The organism is Rathayibacter sp. VKM Ac-2835, from assembly GCF_013266705.1.
Classification (GTDB): Bacteria; Actinomycetota; Actinomycetes; order Actinomycetales; family Microbacteriaceae; genus Rathayibacter.
In genome coordinates this window covers 54255-77665 of the sequence record NZ_JABSNQ010000002.1, presented here as the reverse complement: position 1 = coordinate 77665, position 23411 = coordinate 54255, and the positions used below count along the sequence as shown (strand labels likewise).

The following is a 23411-nucleotide window of genomic DNA, read 5'->3' as shown; positions in this document are numbered from 1 at the left end:
CCTCTGCAGGAGCTAGCCGCCCGGCTCTCGATCCCATCGCCTTCGAAGATCCTCAGAGGCGATTCGCGCGCCGGCTGCCAGGCTCTCGACCCGAGACGAGGTGAGGTCCGCTCACCTGTCTGTCGACTGACAGGAGTGGGCAGTGCTGCACACCATGTTCCGCGGGAGCGCGACCGGCGAGCGGAGCCGCGGCCGGCGCGTGCCGCTCCTCGCCGTCGCCGCCCTCGTCGCCCCGCTCCTGGCACCGGTCGCCGGCGCGGTTCCGACAGCGCCCTCCGTCGAGCGGGTCGCAGCCGCGACCGCCGATGCCGCTGAAGCCTCCACCGACGCCGACGCCGCGTCCCTCGCGAGGACGTTCGACCACGACGTCGTGGTCAGCAGCAGGACGACCGCGAGCGAGATCACGACGGCCCTGCCCGACGGCACGATGCGGTACGTCGCGAGCACCGAGCCGCAGCGCGTCGAGCGGAACGGCTCGTGGATCGACGTGGACACCACGATGTCCCGGACGGCCGACGGCTCGATCGAGCCGGCAGTCGCGACGGTGCCCGTCCGCTTCTCGGGCGGCGGCGATCGGAAGCTGGCGCAGATCCGGACGGCGACGGGCGCCTGGCTGTCGATGGACTGGGACCACGGCGTGCTGCCGGCTCCGGTGCTGGACGGCTCGACGGCGCTCTACCGGGACGTCTTCCCCGAGGTGGACCTCCGGGTCGCCTCGACCAACGTCGGGATGTCGCAGGTCCTGATCGTCAAGACGCCGGAGGCCGCGACGAATCCGGACCTCGGCACCGTCCGCTTCGAGTTCGACGGCGGCGAGGTCTCTCGGGAGGCCGACGGCGGCCTGTCGGCGGAGATCGACGGGAGGGACTCCGCCCTCGTCGCGAGCGCGCCGACCTGGTGGGACTCGTCCTCCGTCGACGCGGGGAGTTGGCCGACGGGCGACGCTCCCGAGTCGAGCACGGTCCCGACGAGCACGACGGGAGATTCGCTGTCTCTGGACGTCGACTCCGTTCTCGCGACTCCCGGCCTCGACTATCCCGTCTTCATCGACCCGGACTTCTCCGGCACTCGCGCTCACTCGTGGTGGGTGGCGTCCAACCTGCCGAACGCCTCGTTCCTCGACGGGCAGGGCAACGACGGCCGCGGGCAGTCCGTCGGCTCGGTCGACGATCCGGCGGGGGACATCCGCAACGCCCGGTCCTTCTTCCTGATGCCCACCGAGGGCACCAAGGGTGCGGAGATCATCAGCGCGAGCTTCAGCGCGCATGAGATCTGGTCCTGGAACTGCACCGCGACACCGGTCGAGCTCTGGTGGACCGGCAGCATGCGCGAGGGCGCGACCTGGAACGAATCGGGTGGCGGGAACTGGATCCAGAAGCTCGACACCGTCGACGCCTCCGGTCGGCGCGGCGCGGCGGACTGCCCCGAGAAGAACGTCGGGTGGAACGCCACCGAGGGAGCGAAGGTCGCCGCGGGCGCGAACGCCGACACCATCACCTTCGGCCTGCGGGCGCCGGACGAGGGCGACCACAGCCAGTGGAAGCGGTTCGACCCCTCGGCCTCCATGACCGTCACCTACGACCGCAGGCCGGAGTCGCCGACGAACGTGGTGATGTCGACGCCCGACCGCGGCTGCGGGGTCGCCTCCGATCCCGCCTGGGTGACCAACCGCACCGCGCTCGTCCTGCGTGCGACGATGCACGACCCCGACGGCGATCCGATGTACGGGCGCTTCCAGGTCGTGACCGCGAGCAGCGGCGGCACCGGCCACGACGCCCCGCCGGGCTCGACCAGGGTCGTCTTCGCCACCACGCCGGTCGAGCCCGACCGCTGGGACCGCACCATGACGCTCGACGCCGGAACGCTGGCGGACGGTCGCTACGCCTGGTCGGCCCGTGCGGACGACGATCGTCTCCAGTCGGACGACTCCCCGTGGTGCTACTTCACCGTCCGCAACAGCGGCCCCTCGACCCTCCCGACAATCACGAACGACGCCGGCCCCGCGAGCTACACCGTGGGCCGGCCGTTCACCGTCCACTTCGAGGCACCGGCCGAGGACGGGGTGGACAGGTTCCTCTACCGCTGGGTCCCCACCGACGGGGTGCCGAGCGATTACAGCCTGAAGACCGAGGTCGACGCGCTGCCCGCCTGCGGGACCCGGACCGGAGAGGTCCAGGTCGTCTGCCCGGACGCCTCCGGCCGCTCGGCGACGATCACGGTCGCGCCGATCGCCGAGGTCTCGACGCTCGTCGTCACGAGCGTCGACAAGGTCGGCAGCTGGGCGAACGTCCGCAACGCCGACGGCACTCGATCCACCGTGGCACAGCTCAGGATCGCCGCCGCCGCCGACCCGACGACCCCCACCCGCCCGCAGACCCCCGCCCCGGTCGCCCCGCATCCGCTTGACCACTAGTCCGTCTCCGACGGCACATCCCCTAGAAACGGGCCTTCCTGTGGTATCTCCGAACTCCCTCCTCCGCCGCGCCCGCTTCCGGCGCCTCCTCGCCTCGACGGTCAGCGCCGTGCTGGTCGTCACGGTCCTCTCCGCGACGCCGGCCCATGCCGCCGAGGTCGTGCCCCCGGTCGATCGCGGCGTCCTCGTCGACGTCGATGCGATCGCCGGAAGCGAGTCCGACGGGGAAGCGGCACCCGCTCCACTCGTGGACACGGCAGCACTGCCGGTGCCGGAGTCGTTCGACGTCGATCTGTCAGCGGAGACCTCCTCTCCCTCATCGCCGGGTGGCGCGTCGCCCGCTGCCGCGTCGCCGGACGCCGGGTCGGCTGCCGCGGCGTCGACGGCGGTGCGCCTCGCGGTGCTCCCGCCAGCAGACGATCCGGAGGGAGACGCGCACACGTCCCCGACGGAGCTCGGCGACACGGGCATCACGGTCCAGGCGAGTCCGGCGGAGGGCTCTCCCGCCGTCGAGTCGGTGTCCGTCTCGATCCTCAGCGCCGAGGAGGCGGCGGCGAAGGGTGCGACCGGGCTGACCCTCGAGGTGTCCCGCACGGACGGGACGACCGCAGCGGGCGTCGTCGAGCTGTCGGTGCCGGACGAGCTGACCTCCGCCCTGTACGGCGGTGACTACGCCTCGCGGGTGTCCTGGGTGCAGATCCCGGAATCTCCCTCGACGGCGACAGCGGAGCCTGCGTCGGCGATCAGGACGGCGGCGGCGATCGCTCCCCGCAGAACCGCGGCGACACCGGTGGTGTCGAAGAGCACCGACGGAGCGAGCGTCATGAGGGTGCAGGCGGACGCGACGCCGACCGTGGTGACCGCGGCCGCGGCGGCGAGCTCGGCGGCGGGGAACGGCGATTACCGGGCGACCTCGCTCGCGCCGTCGAGCACCTGGGACGTGAGCGCCCAGACCGGCGCCTTCGTCTGGAGCTACCCGCTCACCGTCCCGCCTCCGGCGGGCGGCCCTCAGCCGGAGCTCGCTCTCGCCTACGACTCGCAGAGCGTCGACGGCCGCACCGCGTCCACGAACAATCAGACCTCGGTCGTCGGCGAGGGCTGGGACCTGGCCGGCAGCGGCTTCATCGAGCGCAGCTACCTCCCCTGCGCGCTGGAGGACGACGCCGGCCGCGATGCGAAGGCGTCCGGCGATCTCTGCTGGAAGACCGACAACGCGACCCTGTCGTTCGGCGGCCACTCCGGCGTGCTCGTCCACGACGGGACGACGAACCTCTGGAAGCTCGAGCAGGACGACGGATCCCGGATCGAGAAGCTCACCGGATCCGCCGAGTGCGCCGGCAACGGCGCGAAGGACGCCGAGTGCTGGCGGATGACCACCACCGACGGCACCCAGTACTTCTTCGGCCGGAACCGCCTCCCGGGCTGGTCGCCGGGCAGTCCCGAGACGAAGTCGGTCTTCACCGCGCCCGTCTTCGGCGACGACGCGGGCGAGCCCTGCCACGGCTCGACCTTCGCATCGTCGTCGTGCGCGCAGGCGTGGCGCTGGAACCTCGACTACGTCGTCGACACGCACGGCAACGCCGAGGTCTTCTCCTACGCACAGGAGACCAACCGCTTCACGTCCACGGCCGGCACCGGCCCGACGAGCTACGTGCGCGGCGGGGCTCTGACGAGCATCGACTACGGCCTGACCGAGGGCACCGTCTACGCCGCGAACGCCGCGACCGGGAGGGTGACCTTCGGCTACAGCGCCACCGGCCGCTGCAACGCCTCCGACGCGAGTGCGTGCGCCCCGCTGGCCCTCGGCGGCGACGTCCGGACACCGGGCGTGGACGGCGCCGCGGGAAGCGCGAGCGTCTACCCCGACGTCCCGTTCGACCTCAACTGCACGACCGGCAGCTGCGACGGCCAGCGCTCCCCCACCTTCTGGACGACCGCGCGCCTGGACACCGTCACCACCCAGGTCCGCACCCCCTCCGCCTACGCCACCGTCGACACCTGGACGCTCGGCCACTCCTTCCCCGAGACGGGCGACGGCACCGACCCCGCCCTCTGGCTCGACTCGATCGCGCACGCCGGCGGGAGTGGCGCGAGCACGCTGCAGGAGGGGACGACGACCTTCTCCGGCCGGCAGCTCCAGAACCGGGCACGTGCCGCGATCGGCTACGCGCTCCTCAACAAGATGCGGCTGAACGCGGTCCGGCTGCCCACCGGCGGCGGGATCAGCGTCACCTACCTCGCTCCCGAGTGCGACGATCCTGCCGTCCAGTCCGCGGTGCTCGGCGATCTCGCCGGGAACACGAAGCGCTGCTTCCCGCAGTGGTGGACGCCGAAGGTCACCGGGGCGGTGCCGCGCCTGGACCTCTTCAACGCCTACGTCGTCGGCACGATGCTCGAGAGCCCGCAGACCGACGGCGCCGTCGATCCGACGAAGGTGTCCACCTACGACTACAGCGGAGGAGTGGCCTGGCGCTACGACCGGAACCCCCTGCTGCCGGAAGCGAAGCGCACCTGGTCGGAGTACGCCGGCTACGCGCAGCTGAGCGTCCGGGTCGGCGATCCGGGCACCTCGGACAAGCGGGTCCGGACCGACTACGTCTTCTACCGGGGACTGAACGGAGACCGGGGCAAGCCGGGCACGCGCATGGTCCCCGGCACCGAGGCACCCGACGACCGGTGGCTCGCCGGCCGGGTGCGCGAGGTGAAGACGTACGTCGACGACACGGTGCTCACCGGCACGGTGACGACGCCGTGGGCCTCCGCCGTCGGCGCCGACGACGGCACCCGGCAGTCCCGGAAGCTCGGCGACGGGACCGTGCAGGTCACGGAGCGCCTCTCCACCGGCGGCGACCGGGTGACCACCACGACGACCGCCTTCGACCCGACGTACGGCTACCCGACCGCGGTCAGCGTCGTCGCCCCCGCTGGAGAGCTCTCCAGCTGCACGATCACGAGCTACGCCGCCGCGAACACGTCGGCCTGGATCATCGGGCTCTCCAGCGAGGTCCTGAAGCTCGGCAAGGCCTGCGGCGTCGACGCGAGCTACCCCGACGACGTCATCGTCCGGACCCGGGCGGCGTACGACGGAGCGGAGGCCGGCGCCGCAGCGTCGCGAGGCGACGCCACCGGCAACTGGGTCGCCGCGTCGTACTCCGGATACACGCCGACCTGGCTGCGGACCAGCACCACCGGCTACGACGCCCTCGGCCGTGTCACCTCGGTCTCCGACGTCGCGCAGCGCACCACGACGACCGCGTACACCCCGGCCGCGGGTGCGGCCGCAGGCTCCGGCGCCCCGACGCAGATCGTCGTCACCAACCCGAAGGGCTGGCAGACCGTCACCGCGCTCGACCCCGCCCGCGGTCAGGCCACGACGAGCACCGATCCGAACGGCCGGATCACCTCGACCGACCACGACGCCCTCGGCCGGCTGACGGCGGTCTGGCGGCCCGGCCGGCTGAAGACGGAGAACCCGGACTCCCCGAGCATCGGCTTCAGCTACGCGATCAACGCGACCGGGATCTCCACTGTGGAGACGTCGACGATCTCGGCCGGGCAGGTCCTGAAGAAGCTCGACGTCTACGACGGCCTCGGCCGGGTGGTGCAGTCCCGGACCCCGGGGCCCGAGAACAGCACGATCGTGGCGGACAGCCAGTACGACAGCCTCGGGCAGATCATCGCCACCAACGGTCCGTACGGCGCGAACAAGGAGTACTCGAGCAGCGCCGTGGTGCTGCAGGCCTCCTCGTCCAACAACATCCCGACCCGCACCGTCCACTCCTACGACTCGGCGGGCAGGATCACCGCCAGCTCGCTCTACGAGGTCGGCAACCACCTCCGCTCGACGACCACGACCAGGTACTCCGGAGTCGACCGCGTCGACGTCACTCCGCCCGCCGGCGCCACCGCGCAGACGACCTACACCGACGCTCGGGGCCTCACCAGCCGGCTCGTCCAGTGGCGGGGAGCCGTCGACTCCGGCTCGCCGATCACCACCGCCTACAGCTACACCGCCCAGGGCCGGATGGCGACCACGAAGGATCAGAACGGCAGCACCTGGTCCTGGAGCTACGACGTCCGCGGACGCAAGACCGGCTCCAGCGATCCCGACACCGGGTCCTCGAGCTTCACCTACGACGACGCCGGCAACGTGCTCACCTCGGTGGACGGACGCGGAGTCGCTCTCGCGTACCGCTACGACGAGCTCGACCGGAAGGTGGCGCAGCTCGACGGCGCCGGCGCCCAGCTCGCCGGCTGGACCTACGACCTCCGCGCCAAGGGGCAGCTCGCCGCCTCGTCGAGCACGGTCGACGGCAAGACCTACCTGAAGAGCATCGACGCGATCGACGCCGGGTACCGGCCGACCAGCGTCACGACCTCGATCCCCGAGGGCGCGCCGGCCTTCTCCGGCTTCCGCTACACGCAAGGGTCCGAGTACTACCCGGACGGGGCGCTGAAGAAGTCGATCCTCCCGGCCGTCGCCGGGCTGCCCGGACAGCCGGGCCTCCCGGCGGAGACGGTGGAGACCCGCTACGACTCCCTCGGGCTCGTCGCCGGCTCGACCGGACTCCGCGACTACGTGAGCAAGGTCGTCCTCACCAACACCGGCGACGTCGCCCAGTTCCAGAGCGACCCGGACCCGGGCGCGGCCGGGCACACGAAGATGTTCACCACCACCGACCACGACGGCGCGACCGGGCGGATCACCGCGATCCGCAACCTCACCATCGGCACGCGGGGGGCGTTCACGGTCGCGGACCGCACGATCGGCCGCAACCCCGCGGGCGGCATCACGTCGATCCGCACCAGGATCGGCGATCCCGGCATCGACACCGTCACGCCGTCCCCCGCGGACACGGCCGCGCAGGAGATGCAGTGCTTCGCGTACGACGCCCTGCAGAACCTGAAGGACGCGTGGACCCCGGCGTCGACCGACGGGACATGGACGTGTGGCGACAGCGGCGAGGGCGTCGCTCTCGGCGGGTCGGCCGCTTACCGCACGACCTACACGGTCGATCCGGTCACCGGGAATCGGACGAAGCAGACGACCGCAGCGGCGGCGGGCGGCGGAGTCGCCTCGACCACCGACTACAGCTACGGTACGGCCGGTCACACCCACGCGGTGAGCGCGACGGCGCAGACCACCGGAGCCGGAGCGCCGGCGACGAGCAGCTACGCCTACGACGGCGCGGGAAACACGGTGAGCCGGCCCGGCCAGACTTTGAGCTGGGACGCGCGCGGGAAGCTGAGCGGCGTGGTGGCGGGTCCGGCCACGCAGACGAACGTCTACGACGCGTCGGGCGACCTCCTGCTGCGCGTCGACTCCGGCGAAGGGGCGCGCCTCTTCCTGGGCGACACCGTGCTGCAGCGGAAGCCCGGCTCATCGACCACCTCCGGGACCCGCACCTACGGCTTCAACGGCGCCGCCGTCGCGGAGCGGACCACGACCGCCGCCGCACCCGCAGTGAGCACCGTCGTCTGGCTCGCGACCGACACGGTGGGAACGGCGTCCGTCTCCGTCGACCAGGCCACCGGATCCGTCCGCCGGCGATTCATGGACCCCTACGGCAACAGCCGAGGGCCCGGATCCGAATGGACGTCGAGCAACGCGTACCTGAACGCGCCGAGGTCGACCGCCAGCGGCCTGACGCATCTCGGGGCGCGGGAGTACGACCCGGGCCTCGGGAAGTTCGTCAGCGTCGACCCGGTCCTCTCGCCGTTCGAACCGCAGCAGAACAACGGATACTCGTACTCGTCGAACTCGCCCGTGACACTGTCCGACGCGTCCGGCCTGCGACCCCTCGGCACGTTCGACAACGCCAACGGCTACGGGAACGCACCGAATGCGGCCCCGAAGCCCAAGCCCAAATCGGGGAGCGCAGCTCCCGCGCCCGCGGGCCGCCCGAGCGTCGACCAGCGACGCGACGACTCCCTCGCGCGGCGCTCCGGCCCTGCGGGGAAGGCGACGACGCTCGCTCCCCCGATGGCGCCCACGTGGCAGGCGCCCGGATGGGACGTCGAGATCCCTGCCGTTCCGTGGGCCGCAGCCGGGCGATTCTTCGGCGCAGCGGGCGCCGTCGGCCTCGTGCTGTCGATGTCCGGAGACTCGACTGGAGCAGAACGACATCCGGACGGAGCAGCTACCTCCAGTCCCGCCTCTCACTCGGATTGTCCACCAGTCGAAGTCGAGTGCTCGGCTCCAGCGAAAGAGTCCTCGAATGCCGAAGACGCGGCCGCAAAGGAGGACCCTCGATTTCGAGAGGATACAAGCCACATCTTCCGAAAGGGAACTGGCGGGCATTTTACCGAAGATACTCCTGCGAATCGCGAAGCAATTCAAAGCGTGACACGAGACCCGAGCAACTTTCGGTATTGGGAGGGAAAGGACGGTGACGTCGCCTTTTATCGCGGCCCAGCCATCCAGGGACAACCGCAGTTCTGGGCAAAGGTAAAGGACGGTATCATCACGAATGGCGGCGCCAACTTGTTACCGTACGAAAACTGATTTGGAGGGTTGAATCAATGGCAGGCATAAATATGAAATACTCAACCGAGATTGCGGACATCGCGCTAACGGAGTTCGTGGAGAAGATGATCGGGTTTGCAGGGCTAGACACTTGGACGTTGCTGCTCAGCATGCAGAGAGACATCCGCGCAAACGGCGTTCCCGACGACATCGGCCTCTGGCTGGACTGGCTGCACTGCCTCTGGCATGCGGCTGGGTACGACTACGACATGACGGAACTGGACGAGAGCTTCATTACAAACGTTCGCGTAAAGGGAAAGGAGTACCGAGTCCAGTTGGCAAGCGGAAAGGAGTCCATCTGGCCTACCGACGCGAGCGAGCTGTCTGCGCAAGACGGAGAGGAGGAAGGGTTCTACTTCGACACCATCGTTCGGCGCCTTCGGTCGGCGCTCGAGATCGATCCGGGCTCGGAAGACAAGCGAGTCCTACTTGAATTAAAAGGCCAGTGGCATCGTTTCTAGCGAACTGGTCATCGGAGAATGGAAGAGAAAGACGGCGCAAGCGAGGCTATCTCCGAGTGGGCTCGAAATATTGCAGAACATGCCTGCGAGGCAGCGATCGGAGGGAAATCCGATCATCACATCGAGGATTCTGGCTTCCAGGTCACGTCCGATACGTTGACGACGTTCATAACGGAGAAATCCCAATGGAATCCCACTATCTCAACCAGGGGCGGGTCGCACACTGGGACGCCGAGAGGACCATGGTAGTCATCCACCACGGAGACCGTGGACCGGTGTTCAAACCCAGCGATGGAGAATCCTATTTCTGAAACAATCTGCGCCAGCGTCGAAGTTGGCGACGTGAAGCACATTTCGTATAGATCGCTCGACCTGGCGTTGAGCCTGTTCGCCGACTCCCGGCAACTTCCCGATTCGACTCTCGAACGGATCGGAATCGAGGACGAGGAAGTCGCATTTTTCTACAGCTTGGTGAAACGAGCAAGGAGTTTCGCCGATGAGGTCGGGGACGTATCTGAAGTGCTCATCTCCATCGTTGGCGATACGCCGGCAGCGCTCGTCAGTCGGGGCGAGGAGATCTGGCACAGCACCGTCGAGCAGGAGACAACCACGCTTGGAGTCCGTGTTCCCGCGGGTCTCGCAGCGAAGCTCTACGACTTGCTGTACTCCACCGTTATCTACCACCGCTGGCCTGAACTGTGGTACACGGCAGGTGCCCGCCCGGACGAGGTCTCGCGGGCCTTCCTCGATCTCTTCGGAAAAGAGGAGCCGACATTCTTGGAACTCTGAAACGTTCACGGACACCATCGAGCACCAGGAGTCGCCATCGAACTCCTCGGGAGGCACGAGCCATATGGCTCCGAGCGATGGGTCGATCGACATGATGGTCGCCGGAGAACGTGCATCCAGTGGAGCAAGGAAGCCGAGACCCTACACCGGAAGGCCGTGGCTGTTCGACGTCGAGACCGAGGATCTGCAGTTGACAGACTTGATCGACGCCACAGAGACCGACGGCGGGCTGATTGAACTTCACGCGAGCGGGATGCGGACCGTCGAGCAGCTCTGGGACTGCTATGGACGTGCGCTGGAGTTCCCGTGGAGGGTCGAGAACTGGCCCTCGTTCGCGGAGCAGATGAGAGACCTGTCCTGGTACCAGGCCTTCTCTTTTCTGATTCTCATTCGCGGATCGAGCGAGCTGTTGGCGGACGACCCGGGAGAACGCGAGACGTTCCGACGAATATCAAGCATGATCGGGCAGGCCTGGGAGAACTCTCCGGTGAGGTCGTACAGCTTCACCACCGTCCTGCTCGAGCGTTGAGCTGAACTCACTGCTGAAGCCAGGGCATCGTGGGGCATAACGCGCATTCGGAGCAGGGCATCGTTCGACAGAAAAGAAGGAATAGAGGTGCGAACATGAGCAACGAGATCGTCCATTCCTTCGCAATCGCGCGCGATCATGGGGTGAACCTGACCAGCGAAGGTAGACGCGACCATTCGTCGGCCGATTCTGCAGATCCGCCTTCGGACTCCAGCGAGCCTTCGGGACGACTCTTCGCACACAGAGAAGGACCCGATGACTGAGGCTGACTGCACGACCGGCCGGACCGTCGTCGTCTCGTGGAAGACGTTCGACGTCGCGGCCGGCATCGTCCTTCAAGCGACGCGCTTGCCCGAGTGGCAACGTGACGAGCTGCAGTTCTCCGGCGAGAGGAAGCGCTCACTGCTCGCGCTGATGATGCTGACGCGAAGCGAGCAGGCGCATTTCAAGAACGACGACGTCGTCGAAGTGACGATCACCGACGGACCCAGCGAGCCGAGCACGCCGGTTGAGATCCAACAGGATCAACACGGTGGACGCCGTCTCCGCACGACGCTGCCCCCGGCTGCCGCGAGAATCGTCCGCCGACTGCTCCGCGCGACGGTCCTCCATCACCGCTGGCCGGAGCTGCACTTCACGACGGGCTTCACGGCCGTCGAGGTGAGCGCCGCGATCGCCGAGATCTTCGGCCGGCCCGATCCGGCCGTCGAGCAGCTGGCCGCGGCTGAGCGTGCGTCCGGTGAGCCGGACCGCCGCCCGGCCGATCCGCCCGCCTCGCGACCCGCGCACGTCCCCGCCCGGGCGGATCCGCCGGGAGCGAACCGTTAGGGGATGCGTCCTCCGCGTGCCAGGATGGACCGTCAATCCCCCCTGCTATCCCCTTGGGAGCCCCTCCGGCATGTGCGGAATCGTTGGGATCGTGTCCTCCGGACCGGTCAACCAGTCCATCTACGACAGCCTCTCCCTCCTGCAGCACCGCGGCCAGGACTCGACCGGCATCGCGACCGCCGACGGCAGCACGCTGCACATCAAGAAGGCGGCGGGGCAGGTCCGCGAGGCGTTCCGCACCCGCGACATGCGCTCGCTGCTCGGCACGATGGGCCTCGGGCACGTCCGCTACGCCACCAAGGGCAACGCGGAGCGCGAGGAGGAGGCGCAGCCGTTCTACGTGAACGCGCCCTACGGCATCATCCTCATCCACAACGGCAACCTGACGAACACGCGCGAGCTCACCGAGGAGCTCTTCACCGTCGATCGCCGCCACCTCAACACCACCTCCGACACCGAGCTGCTGGTCAACGTGCTCGCGAACGAGCTGCAGGCCTCGATCTCCGGCCGCGACCTCGACGCGGACGAGGTGTTCGACGCGGTCTCCCGCGTGCACGAGCGCGTCGAGGGCTCGTACGCCACCATCGCGCTGATCGCCGGCCACGGGCTGCTCGCGTTCCGCGACCCGTTCGGCATCCGGCCGCTGATCGTCGGCCGCCGCTTCAACGTGAACGGGCCGGACGACTGGGTGGTCGCCTCCGAGTCGCTCGTCCTCGAGGCGCAGGGCTTCGAGATCGTCCGGGACGTCGCTCCCGGCGAGGCGATCTTCATCACGCCCGACGGCCGGATGACCAGCCGCCAGTGCGCGAAGAACCCGCGTCTCATCCCGTGCTCGTTCGAGTACGTCTACCTCGCCCGCCCCGACTCGATCCTCTCCGGGATCTCGGTCTACGAGGCCCGGCTGCGCCTCGGCGACCGCCTCGCCGACACCATCGCCGCGTACACGCCGGGTGGGGCGATCGACGTGGTCATGCCGATCCCGGACTCCTCGCGCCCCGCTGCGATGCAGGTCGCGCAGAAGCTCGGCATCCCGTACCGCGAGGGCTTCTACAAGAACCGCTACGTCGGCCGGACGTTCATCATGCCCGGGCAGGCGGTGCGCAAGAAGTCCGTGCGGCAGAAGCTCAACGCGATGTCGAGCGAGTTCAAGGGCAAGAACGTGCTGATCGTCGACGACTCGATCGTGCGCGGCACGACCTCGAAGGAGATCGTCGACATGGCCCGCACGGCCGGCGCGAACAGCGTCACCTTCGCGTCCGCGGCCCCGCCGGTGCGCTACCCGCACGTGTACGGCATCAACATGCCGTCTCGGCAGGAGCTCGTCGCGCACAACCGCCGCATCCCGGAGATCTCGGAGGCGATCGGCGCCGACTACCTGATCTACCAGGAGGTCGCCGACATGAAGGCGGCGATCCTGGAGGGCTCGGACGTCACCGACCTCGAGACCAGCTGCTTCACCGGCGAGTACGTCACCGGCACCGTCACGCCCGAGTACCTCGACTGGGTGGAGCGCACGCAGCTGAGCTGACGCTGGGAGCACGCGCACCGGGCAGGCACAGCGCCCGGATGCGCGCAACCGGGTGCCTAGCGGGCGGCGGAGCGTCCATGATCGTGGGGCGCCGCTCCGTGCGCCCGAGACGAGGAGTCCCCGTGATCTACCGCCTGCTGCCCCTGCTCCTGACGTTCATCGCGGGTCGCCTGAAGAAGTCGCAGAAGGCCAAGCGCGCCACGCAGAACGCGGCGCGCTCGACGAGCCGCAGCAGCCGCAAGCGCCGCTGACCACTGAGCGTGTAGAGCGTCGTCCCTAGCGCGTCGAGGCGTCCGGCTCCGTGCCGGGCGCCTCGTTCTCGTCCGGGGCGGCGTCCGGCTCGTCCGCGGGCTCGTCGTCGCCGTCGGCCTCTCGGGCGACGGTGCGCTCGGCCGTGGCGCGGACGACGCGGCGGCCGACGACCCGATCGAGGAGGACGACGAGGAGGGCGGCGAGGCCGCCGAAGATCGTCACGAACAGCAGCAGGCTGAAGCCGAAGACCTGGGCCTGGCTGAAGCCCTCCGTCTCGGGCAGCGCGAAGGTGAGCACGAATGCGACGATCGCGCCGAGGCCGGCCCCGAGCGCGAGGATCCGCCAGACCCGCGGCGAGCGGCGGACGTCGACCTCCTCGCGGGTGATCTCGACGTCGTCGGGGCGCGGCGAGGAGTCGAGCGGATCGGTCATGCCTCCATTGTCCCCTGTGCGCGGCCGGGCGCGGGCCGAGTGGCGACGGGGCGGCGGATCGGGTAGCGCGTGATCGAGAGGCGGGTCTCGATACGCCGCTGCGCGGCTGCTCGACCAGCATGCAGGGGCCGCCGCCTCGCGGCTCCACGGCCCGTCATGAGAGGGCGCCATCTCGCGGCTCCGCGGCCGGTCATGAAGGGGCGCCGCCTCGCGGCTCCGCGGCGGCGGTCAGACGGAGTGGAGGAGGCGGCCGGCCTGGGCGCGGAGCTCGCGGACGACGGTCCGCACGGAGAGCCGCTCCGCGCGGTCGGGGCGCATGAGCGCGACGATGTGGCGCACGGAGTTCACGCCGCGCAGGGGCTTCACGACGATGCCGGCCGTGCCCGCGGTGTAGCGCGGGACCACCGCGATGCCGAGGCCGGCCGCGACGAACGCCTCCGTCACGCGGGTCGAGGCGAAGCGCTGCTCGACCCGCACCGGCTCGCCCGAGGTCGTCTCGATCTCCTGCATGATCCGCTCGAACGGGAACCCGTCGGGCACGCCGATCCAGGTCTCGCCGACCAGGTCGCCCGCCGTCACGGTCGCGCGGTCGGCGAGCCGGTGGCCGAGCGGCAGGGCGATGTCGAGCGGCTCCACCATCAGCTCGGCCATTGCGAGCCCGTGCCCGGCCCAGGCGCTGCGGCCGGTGGGCGAGTGCGCGAGCACGATGTCGAAGTCGGCGGTGAGGTCGAGGAACTCGTCGGTCCCGGGATCCGCGTCCTCGCAGTGCACGACGAGCCCCTCGACGCTGCGCAGCGCGACCAGCGCATCCGGCAGCAGCATCTGCCCGGCCGTCGGGAAGGTCGCGATCGTCACCTCGCCGATCGGGTTGTTCTTGAAGGTCTGCCAGACCGCGTCGGCGCGCTCGAGCGCGGTCGCGATCTCGGTGGCGCTGCGGGCCAGCTCGCGGCCGGCCGCGGTGAGGACGACGCCGCGCCCCGAGCGCTCGATCAGCGGCACTCCCGCCTCCCGCTCGAGCACCTTCAGCTGCTGCGACACCGCGGACGGGGTGCGGTGCGTCGCCGCCGCCACCGCGGTGATCGAGCGCCGCATCGAGAGCTCCCTGAGCAGTTCCAGCCGTCGCACGTCCATGAAGGAACGCTACACGTCAGGCCAAGAACAGTGCGATTGTCCTAAGGAACACAAAGCCCGAGAGTGGACGTTGTACAGAGCATCCCGGCGGATGGATCGCCAACCTGGCAGACACGTCGGAGCAACGAAAGGCAGAACACTCATGAGCATCGCAATCCTCGTCGTCCTCGGTGCCGTCGCCGCATGGGGCACGGTGTCGACGGTGCTCGTCGCCAGCCGCGACGGATACCGTCAGGTCCCCGTCCGCCACTGAGCCTCGCGCTCCGCGACAGCACCTCATCGCGTTCCGAACGCCGTCTCCCCCTGCGGGAGGCGGCGTTCTCGCGTTCCCCCGGGTCGCGCACCCCGGGAGACGCAGAAGAGGCCCCGCGGCGCGAACCGCGGGGCCTCTCCTGTGCGCGTGCTACTTCGCGGCGATGCGGCGGCGCAGGCGCGCCACGGTCATGCCGAGTCCGAGCAGCAGCGCCGCGGCACCGGCCGCGAAGGCCGGGGTCGCGTCGACGCCGGTCGCGGCGAGGTGCTTCGTCGGTCCACCCGAGGCGCCGGGAACGGCGGGAGCGGTCGTCGCCGGGGTCGTCGGGATGACGGTCTCGGTGGGCTCCGGGGTCGGGGCGGGCGTGGTGGCGACGGCTGCGACGGCGAAGTCGAGGCTGATCGTCGTGCCGGTCGCGTCGCCCAGGGCGAAGCTCGCGGTGTGGGTGCCGCCCGCGAGGCTCTCGCCGATCGGCACGGCCACGGAGGCGCGTCCCGTCGAGTCGTCGGTCACGGCTCGCGTCGGGTCGATCTCGGCGGTGGTGACGACCGCGTCGTCGACCGAGACGGTCACGACCGTGTCGGTGGGCGCTCCCGTGCTGAAGAGCAGCGAGGAGAGGTCGACGGTCATGGTGTCGCCGACCGCGTACTCGCCCGACTCGGGCAGGTTCGCGGTGAGTCCGATGGAGCGCTGGACCGGGTCGGGGCTGACGGTGCCGCGGTCCTGGATGTAGGACACGAACGCGTCGAGGTCGATGCGGCCGGAGTCGGCCGTCCCGACGCCCTCGGTGAAGGTGCTGAAGCCGTCACCACCGGTCGAGAGGAAGTTGTTCGTCACGATCGTGAAGGTCGCGGCCGGGTCGATCGGCTCGTTCTCGAAGAAGACCTCCGAGATGTGCGAGCCGGTGGCGGCGGCCGGGTCGAAGACGTAGGTCAGCGCGGCCGAGGTCGCGAGCTTCAGCTGCGGGTGGCTCGAGCTGCCGACCCACTGCTCCTCGAGGAGGTCCTTGATCTGAGCGCCGGTGAGCTGGAGCGTCACGAGGGTGTTCGCGAACGGCTGCGCGTCGGACGCCTCCGCGTAGGTGACGACGCCGTCGGCGTCGCCCGGGGTCTCCGCGCTGGCGGCGAAGTCGAGGTCGTCGCGCAGGCCGCCCGCGTTGGTGAAGGCGATCTGGGTGCCGAGCTCGCTCGTCGCCCACAGCTGCGCGTCGGCGACGAGGTTGCCCAGCGTCGACTCCGACCCGCGGTTCGTGGTGATGCCGTCCTCGCGGTAGGCGCGCGAGATGTCGTCGGTGATGGTGCCGACCTGGACGCTGCCCTCCTCGACGGCGACCGCGGCAGCGGCCTCGACGATGGCGGCGACCTCGGGGTCGGCCGGGTACGCGCCGACGTCGATGGTGTCGGCCGGGTCCTCGGACTCGGGGTCGTCGGCGACGACGGTCAGCGGGACGACCTCGCTGGTGAGCGAGGTGAGCTGCTTGGTCGCCGGGTCGACGGTGAGGGCCATGTGGCCGAGGTTCTCGGCGTAGCTGCCGGTCTGCGAGACGACGGTCGGGAAGGCCCGGCCGGCGTCGATCGTCGCGTTGTACTCCTGGTGGCTGTGGCCGGAGACGATGGCGTCGACGTTCGGAGCGACCGCGTTGACGATCGCGCCGAACTTGGGGTCTGCCGCGGGGGTGTTGGTCTCGGCGGCGTCGGCGTCGGCGCCCTCGTGGAGAAGAAGGACGACGACGTCCGCCTCGCCGTTCGCGGCGTCCCCGTCCTGGAGCTCGGTCGCGACCTCGTTGACGTTCTCGACGATCGGCTCGATCGAGAGGGTCGAGATGCCGCCGGGGCTGACCAGCGTGCCGAGGTCCTCGGTGATCGCGCCGATGAAGGCGACCGAGACGCCGCCCTGGTCGGCGATGAAGTACGGGTCGTAGGCGCGCTCGCCGGTCGTCGTGTCGAAGAGATTCGCGTTGACGTACGGGAAGTCGGACTCGTCGGTCACGCGGCCGTCGACGTCCGAGCGGCCCTTGTCGAACTCGTGGTTGCCGAGAGTGCTGACGTCCAGGCCCATCTCGTTGAGCACGTCGAGGGTCGGCTGGTCGTCCTGCACCTTGGAGGTGAAGGTGGACGCGCCGATGTTGTCGCCGGCCGAGACGAACAGCGTGTTCGGGTTGGCGGCGCGGTAGGAGTCGACCGCTCCGGCGAGGACCGCGGCGCCGGCGGTCGTGCCGTCGGCCTCGATCCGGCCGTGGAAGTCGTTGATCGAGAGGATGTCGATCGCGACGTCGCCCTCTGCGGCGCTCGCGGGGGCCGCTCCGAGGAGGGCCGCTCCGGCGACCGCGCTGACGGCGGTGACGGAGAGGAGTCTGGTCAGGCCGCGACGGCCCGGGGTATCGCTTCGCATCTGTGGGAGGTCTCCAAGCATCGAGCGGCGATTCGGAGAGAACTCCTGCCGCAGTGGGGGAACTTTCCCAGACAACCCGACGCGGGCCTGCCCGTCAAACGTCGATCGGGGCGGCGGCGGTGCGTTTACGAGAAGTTAACTCGCCGTCGGTCAGCGGACGTGCAGGAGGGGGAGGAACGGCGAGAGGTCGGCGCGGACGCCCGAGGCGTGGATCCGGCCGCTCGCGAGTCCGTCCGACCAGGGGAGGGAGCCGGTGGCGAGCGGCAGCCAGGTGGCGGCGTCCATCTCGATCACGTTCGGGGGCGTGCCGCGGGTGTGGCCCGGGCCCTCGACGCACTGGGCCGCACCGAACGGCGGCACGCGGACCTCGACGCTCCGGCCGGGGACGTTCGTCTCGATGATCTGCAGGAGGAAGCGCACGGCGGTCGCGGTCGTGTTCCGGTCGGCCCCGCCGGCGAGCGCCGCCCGCACAGCGTCCTGCCCGGTCGCCTCGTCGATCTTCCCCTTGGCCATGCCCTCAGTCTGCCGTGCCGCCCGGCGTCTCCCGGCGCCCGGCTCCGCCGCGAGATGCCACTTGTGAGCGCGACACGCCGCAGAAAGCGCGCACAAGTGGCATCTCGCGAGGGGGAGGCGGTTCGCACGGCGACGGGGCGCGGGCCGGGCGGGGCCGCTCCGGGGCGGGCCTATCCTGTCAGGGTGAAGATCCTCGTCCTCGGCTCGGGTGCCCGTGAGCACGCCATCATCACCGCTCTGCTCGCGGAGGAGGAGGCGCACGAGATCATCGCCGCCCCCGGCAACGCGGGCATCGCGCGCGACGTCGAGGTCATCCACTTCGACACCAACAGCCCGCGCCTGGTCAGCGACTTCGCGGTCGAGCAGGGCATCGAGCTCGTCGTCATCGGCCCCGAGGCCCCTCTCGTCGCAGGAGTCGCCGACGCCCTGCGCCGCCGCCGCATCCCCACCTTCGGCCCGGACCGCGCGGCCGCCGCCCTCGAGGGCTCGAAGACCTTCGCCAAGCGCGTGATGGACATGGCCCGCGTCCCCACCGGCCGGGCGACCCGCGTCTCGACCCTCGTCGACGCGACGCGCGTCATCGACGAGTTCGGCGCCCCCTACGTCGTCAAGGCCGACGGCCTCGCCGCGGGCAAGGGCGTGCTCGTGACCGAGTCGCGCACCGCCGCCGTCGCGCACGCCGAGTTCTGGCTGCAGTCGGGCGACGTGCTGATCGAGGAGTTCCTGGCCGGCCAGGAGGTCTCGCTCTTCCTCCTCTCCGACGGTCACGACGTCGTCCCGCTCTCGCCCGCCCAGGACTACAAGCGCCTCGCCGACGGCGACGAGGGGCCGAACACCGGCGGGATGGGCGCCTACTCCCCGCTCCCCTGGCTCGTCGATCGCTGGGAAAGCGAGCGCGCCTTCGTCGACGAGGTCATCGACACCGTCGCGATCCCGACCGTCCGCCAGCTCGAGCGCGAGCGCACCCCGTTCGTCGGGCTCCTCTACTGCGGACTCATCGTGACCGACGCCGGCATCCGCGTGATCGAGTTCAACGCGCGCTTCGGCGACCCGGAGACCCAGGTCGTGCTGCCGCGCCTGGTCTCGCCCCTCTCGGCACTGCTCTTCGCCGCGGCGACCGGCGCGCTCGCCTCCGTGCCGTGGCCGGCCTTCTCGGAGGAGGTCGCCGTGACCGTCGTCCTCGCCAGCGAGGGCTACCCCGAGAACGCCGCCACCGGCCGCGTCCTCGGCGGCATGGAGGCGGCGGCCGAGGTTCCCGGCGTCACGATCGCGCACGCCGCGACGCAGCTGGTCGACGGCCGCTTCGTCGCCACCGGCGGCCGGGTGCTCAACGTCGTCGCCCGCGGCGCCGACTTCGCCGAGGCCCGCGAGCGCGCGTACCGCGCCCTCGACCTGATCACGCTCGACGGCGGCCAGTACCGCCGCGACATCGCGCTGCGGGTCGCCGGGCACTAGCACGGAGGCCCCGGCCGGCGCCTCCGCCTCATCACCCCCGTGGGACGCCGTGTCTCGCTGCGGCGCGCGGGTCGGCGGTCGTCGCTAGCGTGTGGCGCACCCGGCAGCCGTCGTCTCGATCGAGCCGCCTCCGCCGCACCGGAAGGCCACCGTTGTCCCCTGCATCCCGCTCCCGGTCCCGCGTCCGTCTCCTGGCCACCGCGGGGGCGGTCCTGTCGCTGCTCGCGGGAGCCGTCGCGGCCGGGTCGCCGGCGCAGGCCTCGGCGGCCGGGACCTTCGTGGTGTCGGGACTCCTCCGAACCGCGGACGTCGACGCCGCCACTCCGGCCCCGGTCGGCGAGGCGTACCGGGTCCGGGCGGTGGACGCGGCCGGCGCCGTGGTCGAGGAGATCGTCACGGACGAGACCTACTCGCTCACCCTTCCCGGGGGCGGGAGCTATGCCGTGCGCGCGGAGGTGATCGACGACGACACCTGGTACCCGACGTGGAACGCCGGCAACCCTCTGGGCGGCCTCTTCGGCAGTCCTGTCGAGAGCGAGGCGGAGCGCTTCACCGCGTCGAACGAGGGCGTCGACATCCTGCTGTTCGCCGCCGGCACCGTGTCAGGCCGGGTGACACCGGCGGAGGCGCCGGGGGTCACGACGACGGACTTCGAGATCCAGGCCTGGTACACGAGCGAGTCCGGCGATCTGGTCAAGCTCGCCTCGCTGTCCACCAGCGGCACGCCGGGCGCGGAGGACCGCTACTCGTTCAGCGGCGCGGACCGCCTGCCCACGGGCGTCTACGTCTTCCGGCTCGCCGAGGCGGGCGTGCCCGACTACGACGACGAGTACTTCGAGGAGACGGCGCGCCTCGGCAAGTACGCGTACCAGTCACTCGAACCCGAGGGCCTCACGGACATCGACTTCACCCCGACTGCGTACGACTCGGACGTCGAGCGCGTGGCGGGAGCGGACCGCTACGAGACCGCGACCCTGGTCTCCCGAGCCGGATACGTGTACCAGGGCTCTCCGCTGTACGTCGCGAGCGGAGCGAACTGGCCCGACGCCCTGTCCGCCGGCCCGGCCGCGTCGCTCCAGCGCGGCAGCCTCCTCCTGACCGACCCGCTGGTGCTCCCCGAGACCGTCGCCCGCCAGGTCGAGGACCTGCGGCCGAGCCGGATCGTGGTGGTCGGGAGCGCCCTCTCGGTCAGCGACGCCGTCCTGCGGAGCCTGGACGACCTGACCGACGCTCCGGTCGTGCGGATCGCAGGCCGGGACCGCTACGAGACGTCGCGGCGGATCGTCGCCGACGCCTTCGGCTCCGACTACTCGACGGTCTTCCTCGCGACCGGCACGGACTTCCCCGACGCCCTGTCGGCCGCGCCGATCGCCGGGCGTCGGCTGGAGCCCGTCCTCCTCGTCGACGGCGCCCGGAGCGATCTGGACAACGCGACGCGGAACGCGATCCGCCGCCTCTCGGCGCAGTCGGGCGAGCTGCTCGGCGGAACCCCGTCGATCAGCGCCGGCATCGAGTCGGCCCTGCGCGCGTCGACCCTCGTCGAGTCCGTCCACCGGGTGGCGGGGACGGATCGGCACGACACCAGTCGTCTGCTCAACGCCCTCTATCCGCCGTCGGAGCTGATCGACGAGGCCTTCGTCGCCTCGGCGACGAGCTTCGCCGACGCCCTGGCCGCCGGTCCCGCGGCGGCGGAGCGCGGGGCGCCGCTCTACCTCAGCGAGCCGACCTGCCTTCCCGGCGCGACGAAGACGGCGATGCGGAGGCAGGATCTCGACTACGTGACGATCCTCGGCGGGACTCCGACGCTGTCGGCCGCGGTCGGCAGGCTCCGGGCCTGCTAGGCGGGCGGCTCCTCGAGAGTCGTCGCAGCGGGAGCTCGGGCGCGACGACTTCTGGAGGGCCGATCCGGCCGTCGGGGCGTCAGCCGGTGCGCAGGGGCGTGCGGCGGGTCGCCGACCACCAGAGCGCCGCGGAGCCGAGGACCGCGGCGCTGCACAGGGCCATGACCGTGCGGGGCTCGAGGAGCAGGATCCCGAGCGCGACCAGGGCCTGGCTGAGGGCGATGGCGAGCATCGCGATCATGTTGTCGACGGCGAAGACGCGGCCGCGCAGATCGTTCGCGGTGATCGACTGCAGGCCGCAGCCGCTGAGGCTCGCGTTCATGCTGCCGCCGAGGTGGGCGAGCAGGACGAGGGCGACCGCGAGGACGACCGACGTGCTGATCGACACCAGCGCGTAGGCGACGCCGAAGAGGAGCACGGCGACGACGATCCCGCCCCTCAGGTCGCCCGAGCGCTCCGCCGCGAACCGGGCGACGCGGGGGCCGATCACGGCGCCGGCGCCGCGCGCCGCGAAGAGGAGGCTCGCGGCGACGGCGGGGTCGGCCGCCATCGTCAGTGCCAGTGCGGGGAAGAGCGCGATGGCGCCGTTGCCGAGATGGCTGCCGGGCTTGGCCAGCAGGAGGGCCGGGATCCGCCGGTCGGAGCGGCAGAAGGCGGCGACCTCGCGGACGTCGCGGGCGAACCGGGCCGCTCCTCCGCGGCGTCCGGCCTCGCGCTCGGCCGCAGTGCTGCGCCTGGCGCCGCGGACCGCGGGCAGGCCGAGCAGGAGGAGCGCGGAGAACCCGTAGGCGCCGGCGGTGATCGCGAAGCAGAAGTACGGCGAGACGAGGGCGGAGGCGATGCCGCCGAGGGAGGCGCCGAGCGCGAGCATCACGCCCCAGACCGAGTTCAGCCCGGTGCTCGCGGCGAGAAGACTCTCGCGCGGCACGATCTGGGGCACGATCGCGTTCACCGCGGGCGTGAAGAACGACTTCCCGACCGCGAGCAGTCCGAAGGTGAGCACCGCGAGCCACGCCGTCCACGCCGACTGCAGCAGGAACAGCGGCAGCACGGCGAGCGCCGACCCCGCCTGCGCGACGACCAGCACCGTCCGGCGCGACGTGCGGTCGACGAGCCCGCCGGCCCAGAGCGAGAGGACGGCGATGACCGCGGTCTCCACCGCGAGCAGCAGCGCGCCGAGGGCTCCGTCCCCGGTGAGGCGCTGGAGCAGGACGATCAGCGGGATCATCGTGAACCAGTCGCCGCCCTGGCTGACGATCTGGGCGAGGAAGACGCGGCGGTAGTCCGGGTTCGCCCGCAGGATCCGCCTCACGCTCTCGCGCGCGGCCGTCATCGCGCCGGGGTCCGGCCGGTCGGGTCGCGGCGCAGGCGGCGCTGCGGGCGGCTGTCGGAGCCGGGCATCAGGACTGTGCGGCGGAGCCGGTGGGGCGCGCCAGGAGCTCGAGGGCGAGGGTGAGGACGGTCCCGGGATCGACCGAGTAGGTGCGGATCCCGGGGAGGAGGTCTCGGACCCCGGCCGGCGGCGCCTCGTCGAGGAGCGAGTGGGCGCTGAGGACCGTCCGCCGCCTCTCCGAGCGCAGGTCCAGCTCGGCGGAGAGGGTCGCGTTCACGATCTGGCAGCAGTCCCCCGGCACGGTGACGACGCGCCCCGGCTCGATGACGACGGCGACGACGCCGACCGGCGTGCGGAGGAGGCGCAGGCCGTCGGGACCGGTCTCGCAGTGGGAGAAGGCACCGTGGTGCAGGAGCGTGCGGTGCCAGCGGTGCACCCTCGCGGCGCCGCCTCCCCCGCTCGGATCGGGCGCTGCCGGGTGCTCGGCGTCGGTGGGGGCGCCCTCGGCGATCCTGCGCAGCGCGGTGACGCACACCTCGGCGGGCGTCGACACCTCGACCGGGTCCGTGCCGTGGTCGGGCGGGGTGTCGTCGGCTCTCACGGTTCCTGCTTCCCTCGTGGACGACGCCTCGCGACCGAGCGTCCTGCCACCCCTGGCCGTGACCGTTCACGGCGGAAGGTGCGAACCGGCCCGGACCCGGACGATCCGCGCGACGACGCGCATGGTGACGTTAGC

General features: G+C 70.8%; 16 protein-coding genes. 10 read left to right on the top strand and 6 right to left on the bottom strand.

Translation table 11 applies throughout. The features are described from left to right. Positions 1-142: 142 nt before the first annotated feature. The 8 genes from HRK28_RS08320 to HRK28_RS20490 all read left to right on the top strand — a co-directional run bounded on the left by HRK28_RS08320 (position 143) and on the right by HRK28_RS20490 (position 13325). On the top strand, positions 143-2413 hold the full coding sequence (locus HRK28_RS08320; RefSeq protein WP_173251077.1) for a hypothetical protein: 2271 nt from the start codon (positions 143-145) through the stop codon (positions 2411-2413). 40 nt (positions 2414-2453) lie between these two features. Further along, complete coding sequence (locus tag HRK28_RS20760; protein WP_173251076.1) at positions 2454-8918, top strand: RHS repeat-associated core domain-containing protein; 6465 nt, start codon at positions 2454-2456, stop codon at positions 8916-8918. Positions 8919-8935: 17 nt separating this feature from the next. Next, entirely contained in the window at positions 8936-9400 is a 465-nt protein-coding gene (locus HRK28_RS08310; protein WP_173251075.1) for a hypothetical protein, read from the top strand. A gap of 291 nt (positions 9401-9691) precedes the next feature. After that, positions 9692-10189, top strand: coding sequence for a hypothetical protein (locus HRK28_RS08305; protein WP_173251074.1), 498 nt, complete (start codon positions 9692-9694; stop codon positions 10187-10189). Positions 10190-10253: 64 nt separating this feature from the next. After that, a complete protein-coding gene (locus HRK28_RS08300) occupies positions 10254-10718 on the top strand; it encodes a barstar family protein (RefSeq protein ID WP_173251073.1) in 465 nt (154 codons plus the stop codon). A gap of 255 nt (positions 10719-10973) precedes the next feature. Then, positions 10974-11546 carry a hypothetical protein gene (locus HRK28_RS08295; RefSeq protein WP_173251072.1) on the top strand — a complete coding sequence of 191 codons (573 nt, stop codon included), beginning with the start codon at positions 10974-10976 and terminating at the stop codon, positions 11544-11546. Between the two features lie 70 nt (positions 11547-11616). Continuing rightward, the gene (gene purF / locus HRK28_RS08290) at positions 11617-13074 is read left to right on the top strand and encodes an amidophosphoribosyltransferase (protein ID WP_160091113.1); all 1458 of its coding nucleotides are present in this window, start codon (positions 11617-11619) and stop codon (positions 13072-13074) included. Positions 13075-13196: 122 nt separating this feature from the next. Next, positions 13197-13325, top strand: a complete 129-nt coding sequence (locus tag HRK28_RS20490) for a hypothetical protein (protein WP_260303555.1) — start codon at positions 13197-13199, stop codon at positions 13323-13325. A 25-nt stretch (positions 13326-13350) separates the two neighbouring features. Here HRK28_RS20490 and HRK28_RS08285 read toward each other — a convergent pair whose 3' ends face one another. From HRK28_RS08285 to HRK28_RS08270, 4 genes are all read right to left on the bottom strand, one after another. Beyond that, a complete protein-coding gene (locus HRK28_RS08285; RefSeq protein ID WP_173251071.1) occupies positions 13351-13758 on the bottom strand; it encodes a hypothetical protein in 408 nt (135 codons plus the stop codon). Between the two features lie 228 nt (positions 13759-13986). Continuing rightward, positions 13987-14889: a LysR family transcriptional regulator gene (locus tag HRK28_RS08280; RefSeq protein ID WP_160091115.1), complete on the bottom strand. Its 903-nt coding sequence runs from the start codon at positions 14887-14889 to the stop codon at positions 13987-13989. A 403-nt stretch (positions 14890-15292) separates the two neighbouring features. Further along, positions 15293-17533 carry a bifunctional UDP-sugar hydrolase/5'-nucleotidase gene (locus HRK28_RS08275; protein ID WP_173251070.1) on the bottom strand — a complete coding sequence of 747 codons (2241 nt, stop codon included), beginning with the start codon at positions 17531-17533 and terminating at the stop codon, positions 15293-15295. 150 nt (positions 17534-17683) lie between these two features. Further along, the gene (locus tag HRK28_RS08270) at positions 17684-18046 is read right to left on the bottom strand and encodes a sterol carrier family protein (protein WP_173251069.1); all 363 of its coding nucleotides are present in this window, start codon (positions 18044-18046) and stop codon (positions 17684-17686) included. A 183-nt stretch (positions 18047-18229) separates the two neighbouring features. Between HRK28_RS08270 and purD the strand changes: the two genes are divergently transcribed. Together purD and HRK28_RS08260 are read left to right on the top strand one after the other, a co-directional pair. Continuing rightward, positions 18230-19501, top strand: a complete 1272-nt coding sequence (purD, locus tag HRK28_RS08265; protein WP_173251068.1) for a phosphoribosylamine--glycine ligase — start codon at positions 18230-18232, stop codon at positions 19499-19501. A 152-nt stretch (positions 19502-19653) separates the two neighbouring features. Beyond that, a complete protein-coding gene (locus HRK28_RS08260) occupies positions 19654-21342 on the top strand; it encodes a cell wall-binding repeat-containing protein (protein WP_173251067.1) in 1689 nt (562 codons plus the stop codon). 79 nt (positions 21343-21421) lie between these two features. Here HRK28_RS08260 and HRK28_RS08255 read toward each other — a convergent pair whose 3' ends face one another. Together HRK28_RS08255 and HRK28_RS08250 are read right to left on the bottom strand one after the other, a co-directional pair. Continuing rightward, entirely contained in the window at positions 21422-22675 is a 1254-nt protein-coding gene (locus tag HRK28_RS08255; RefSeq protein ID WP_173251066.1) for an MFS transporter, read from the bottom strand. 67 nt (positions 22676-22742) lie between these two features. Next, positions 22743-23276, bottom strand: a complete 534-nt coding sequence (locus HRK28_RS08250; RefSeq protein ID WP_173251065.1) for a hypothetical protein — start codon at positions 23274-23276, stop codon at positions 22743-22745. Between the last annotated feature and the right edge of the window lie 135 nt (positions 23277-23411).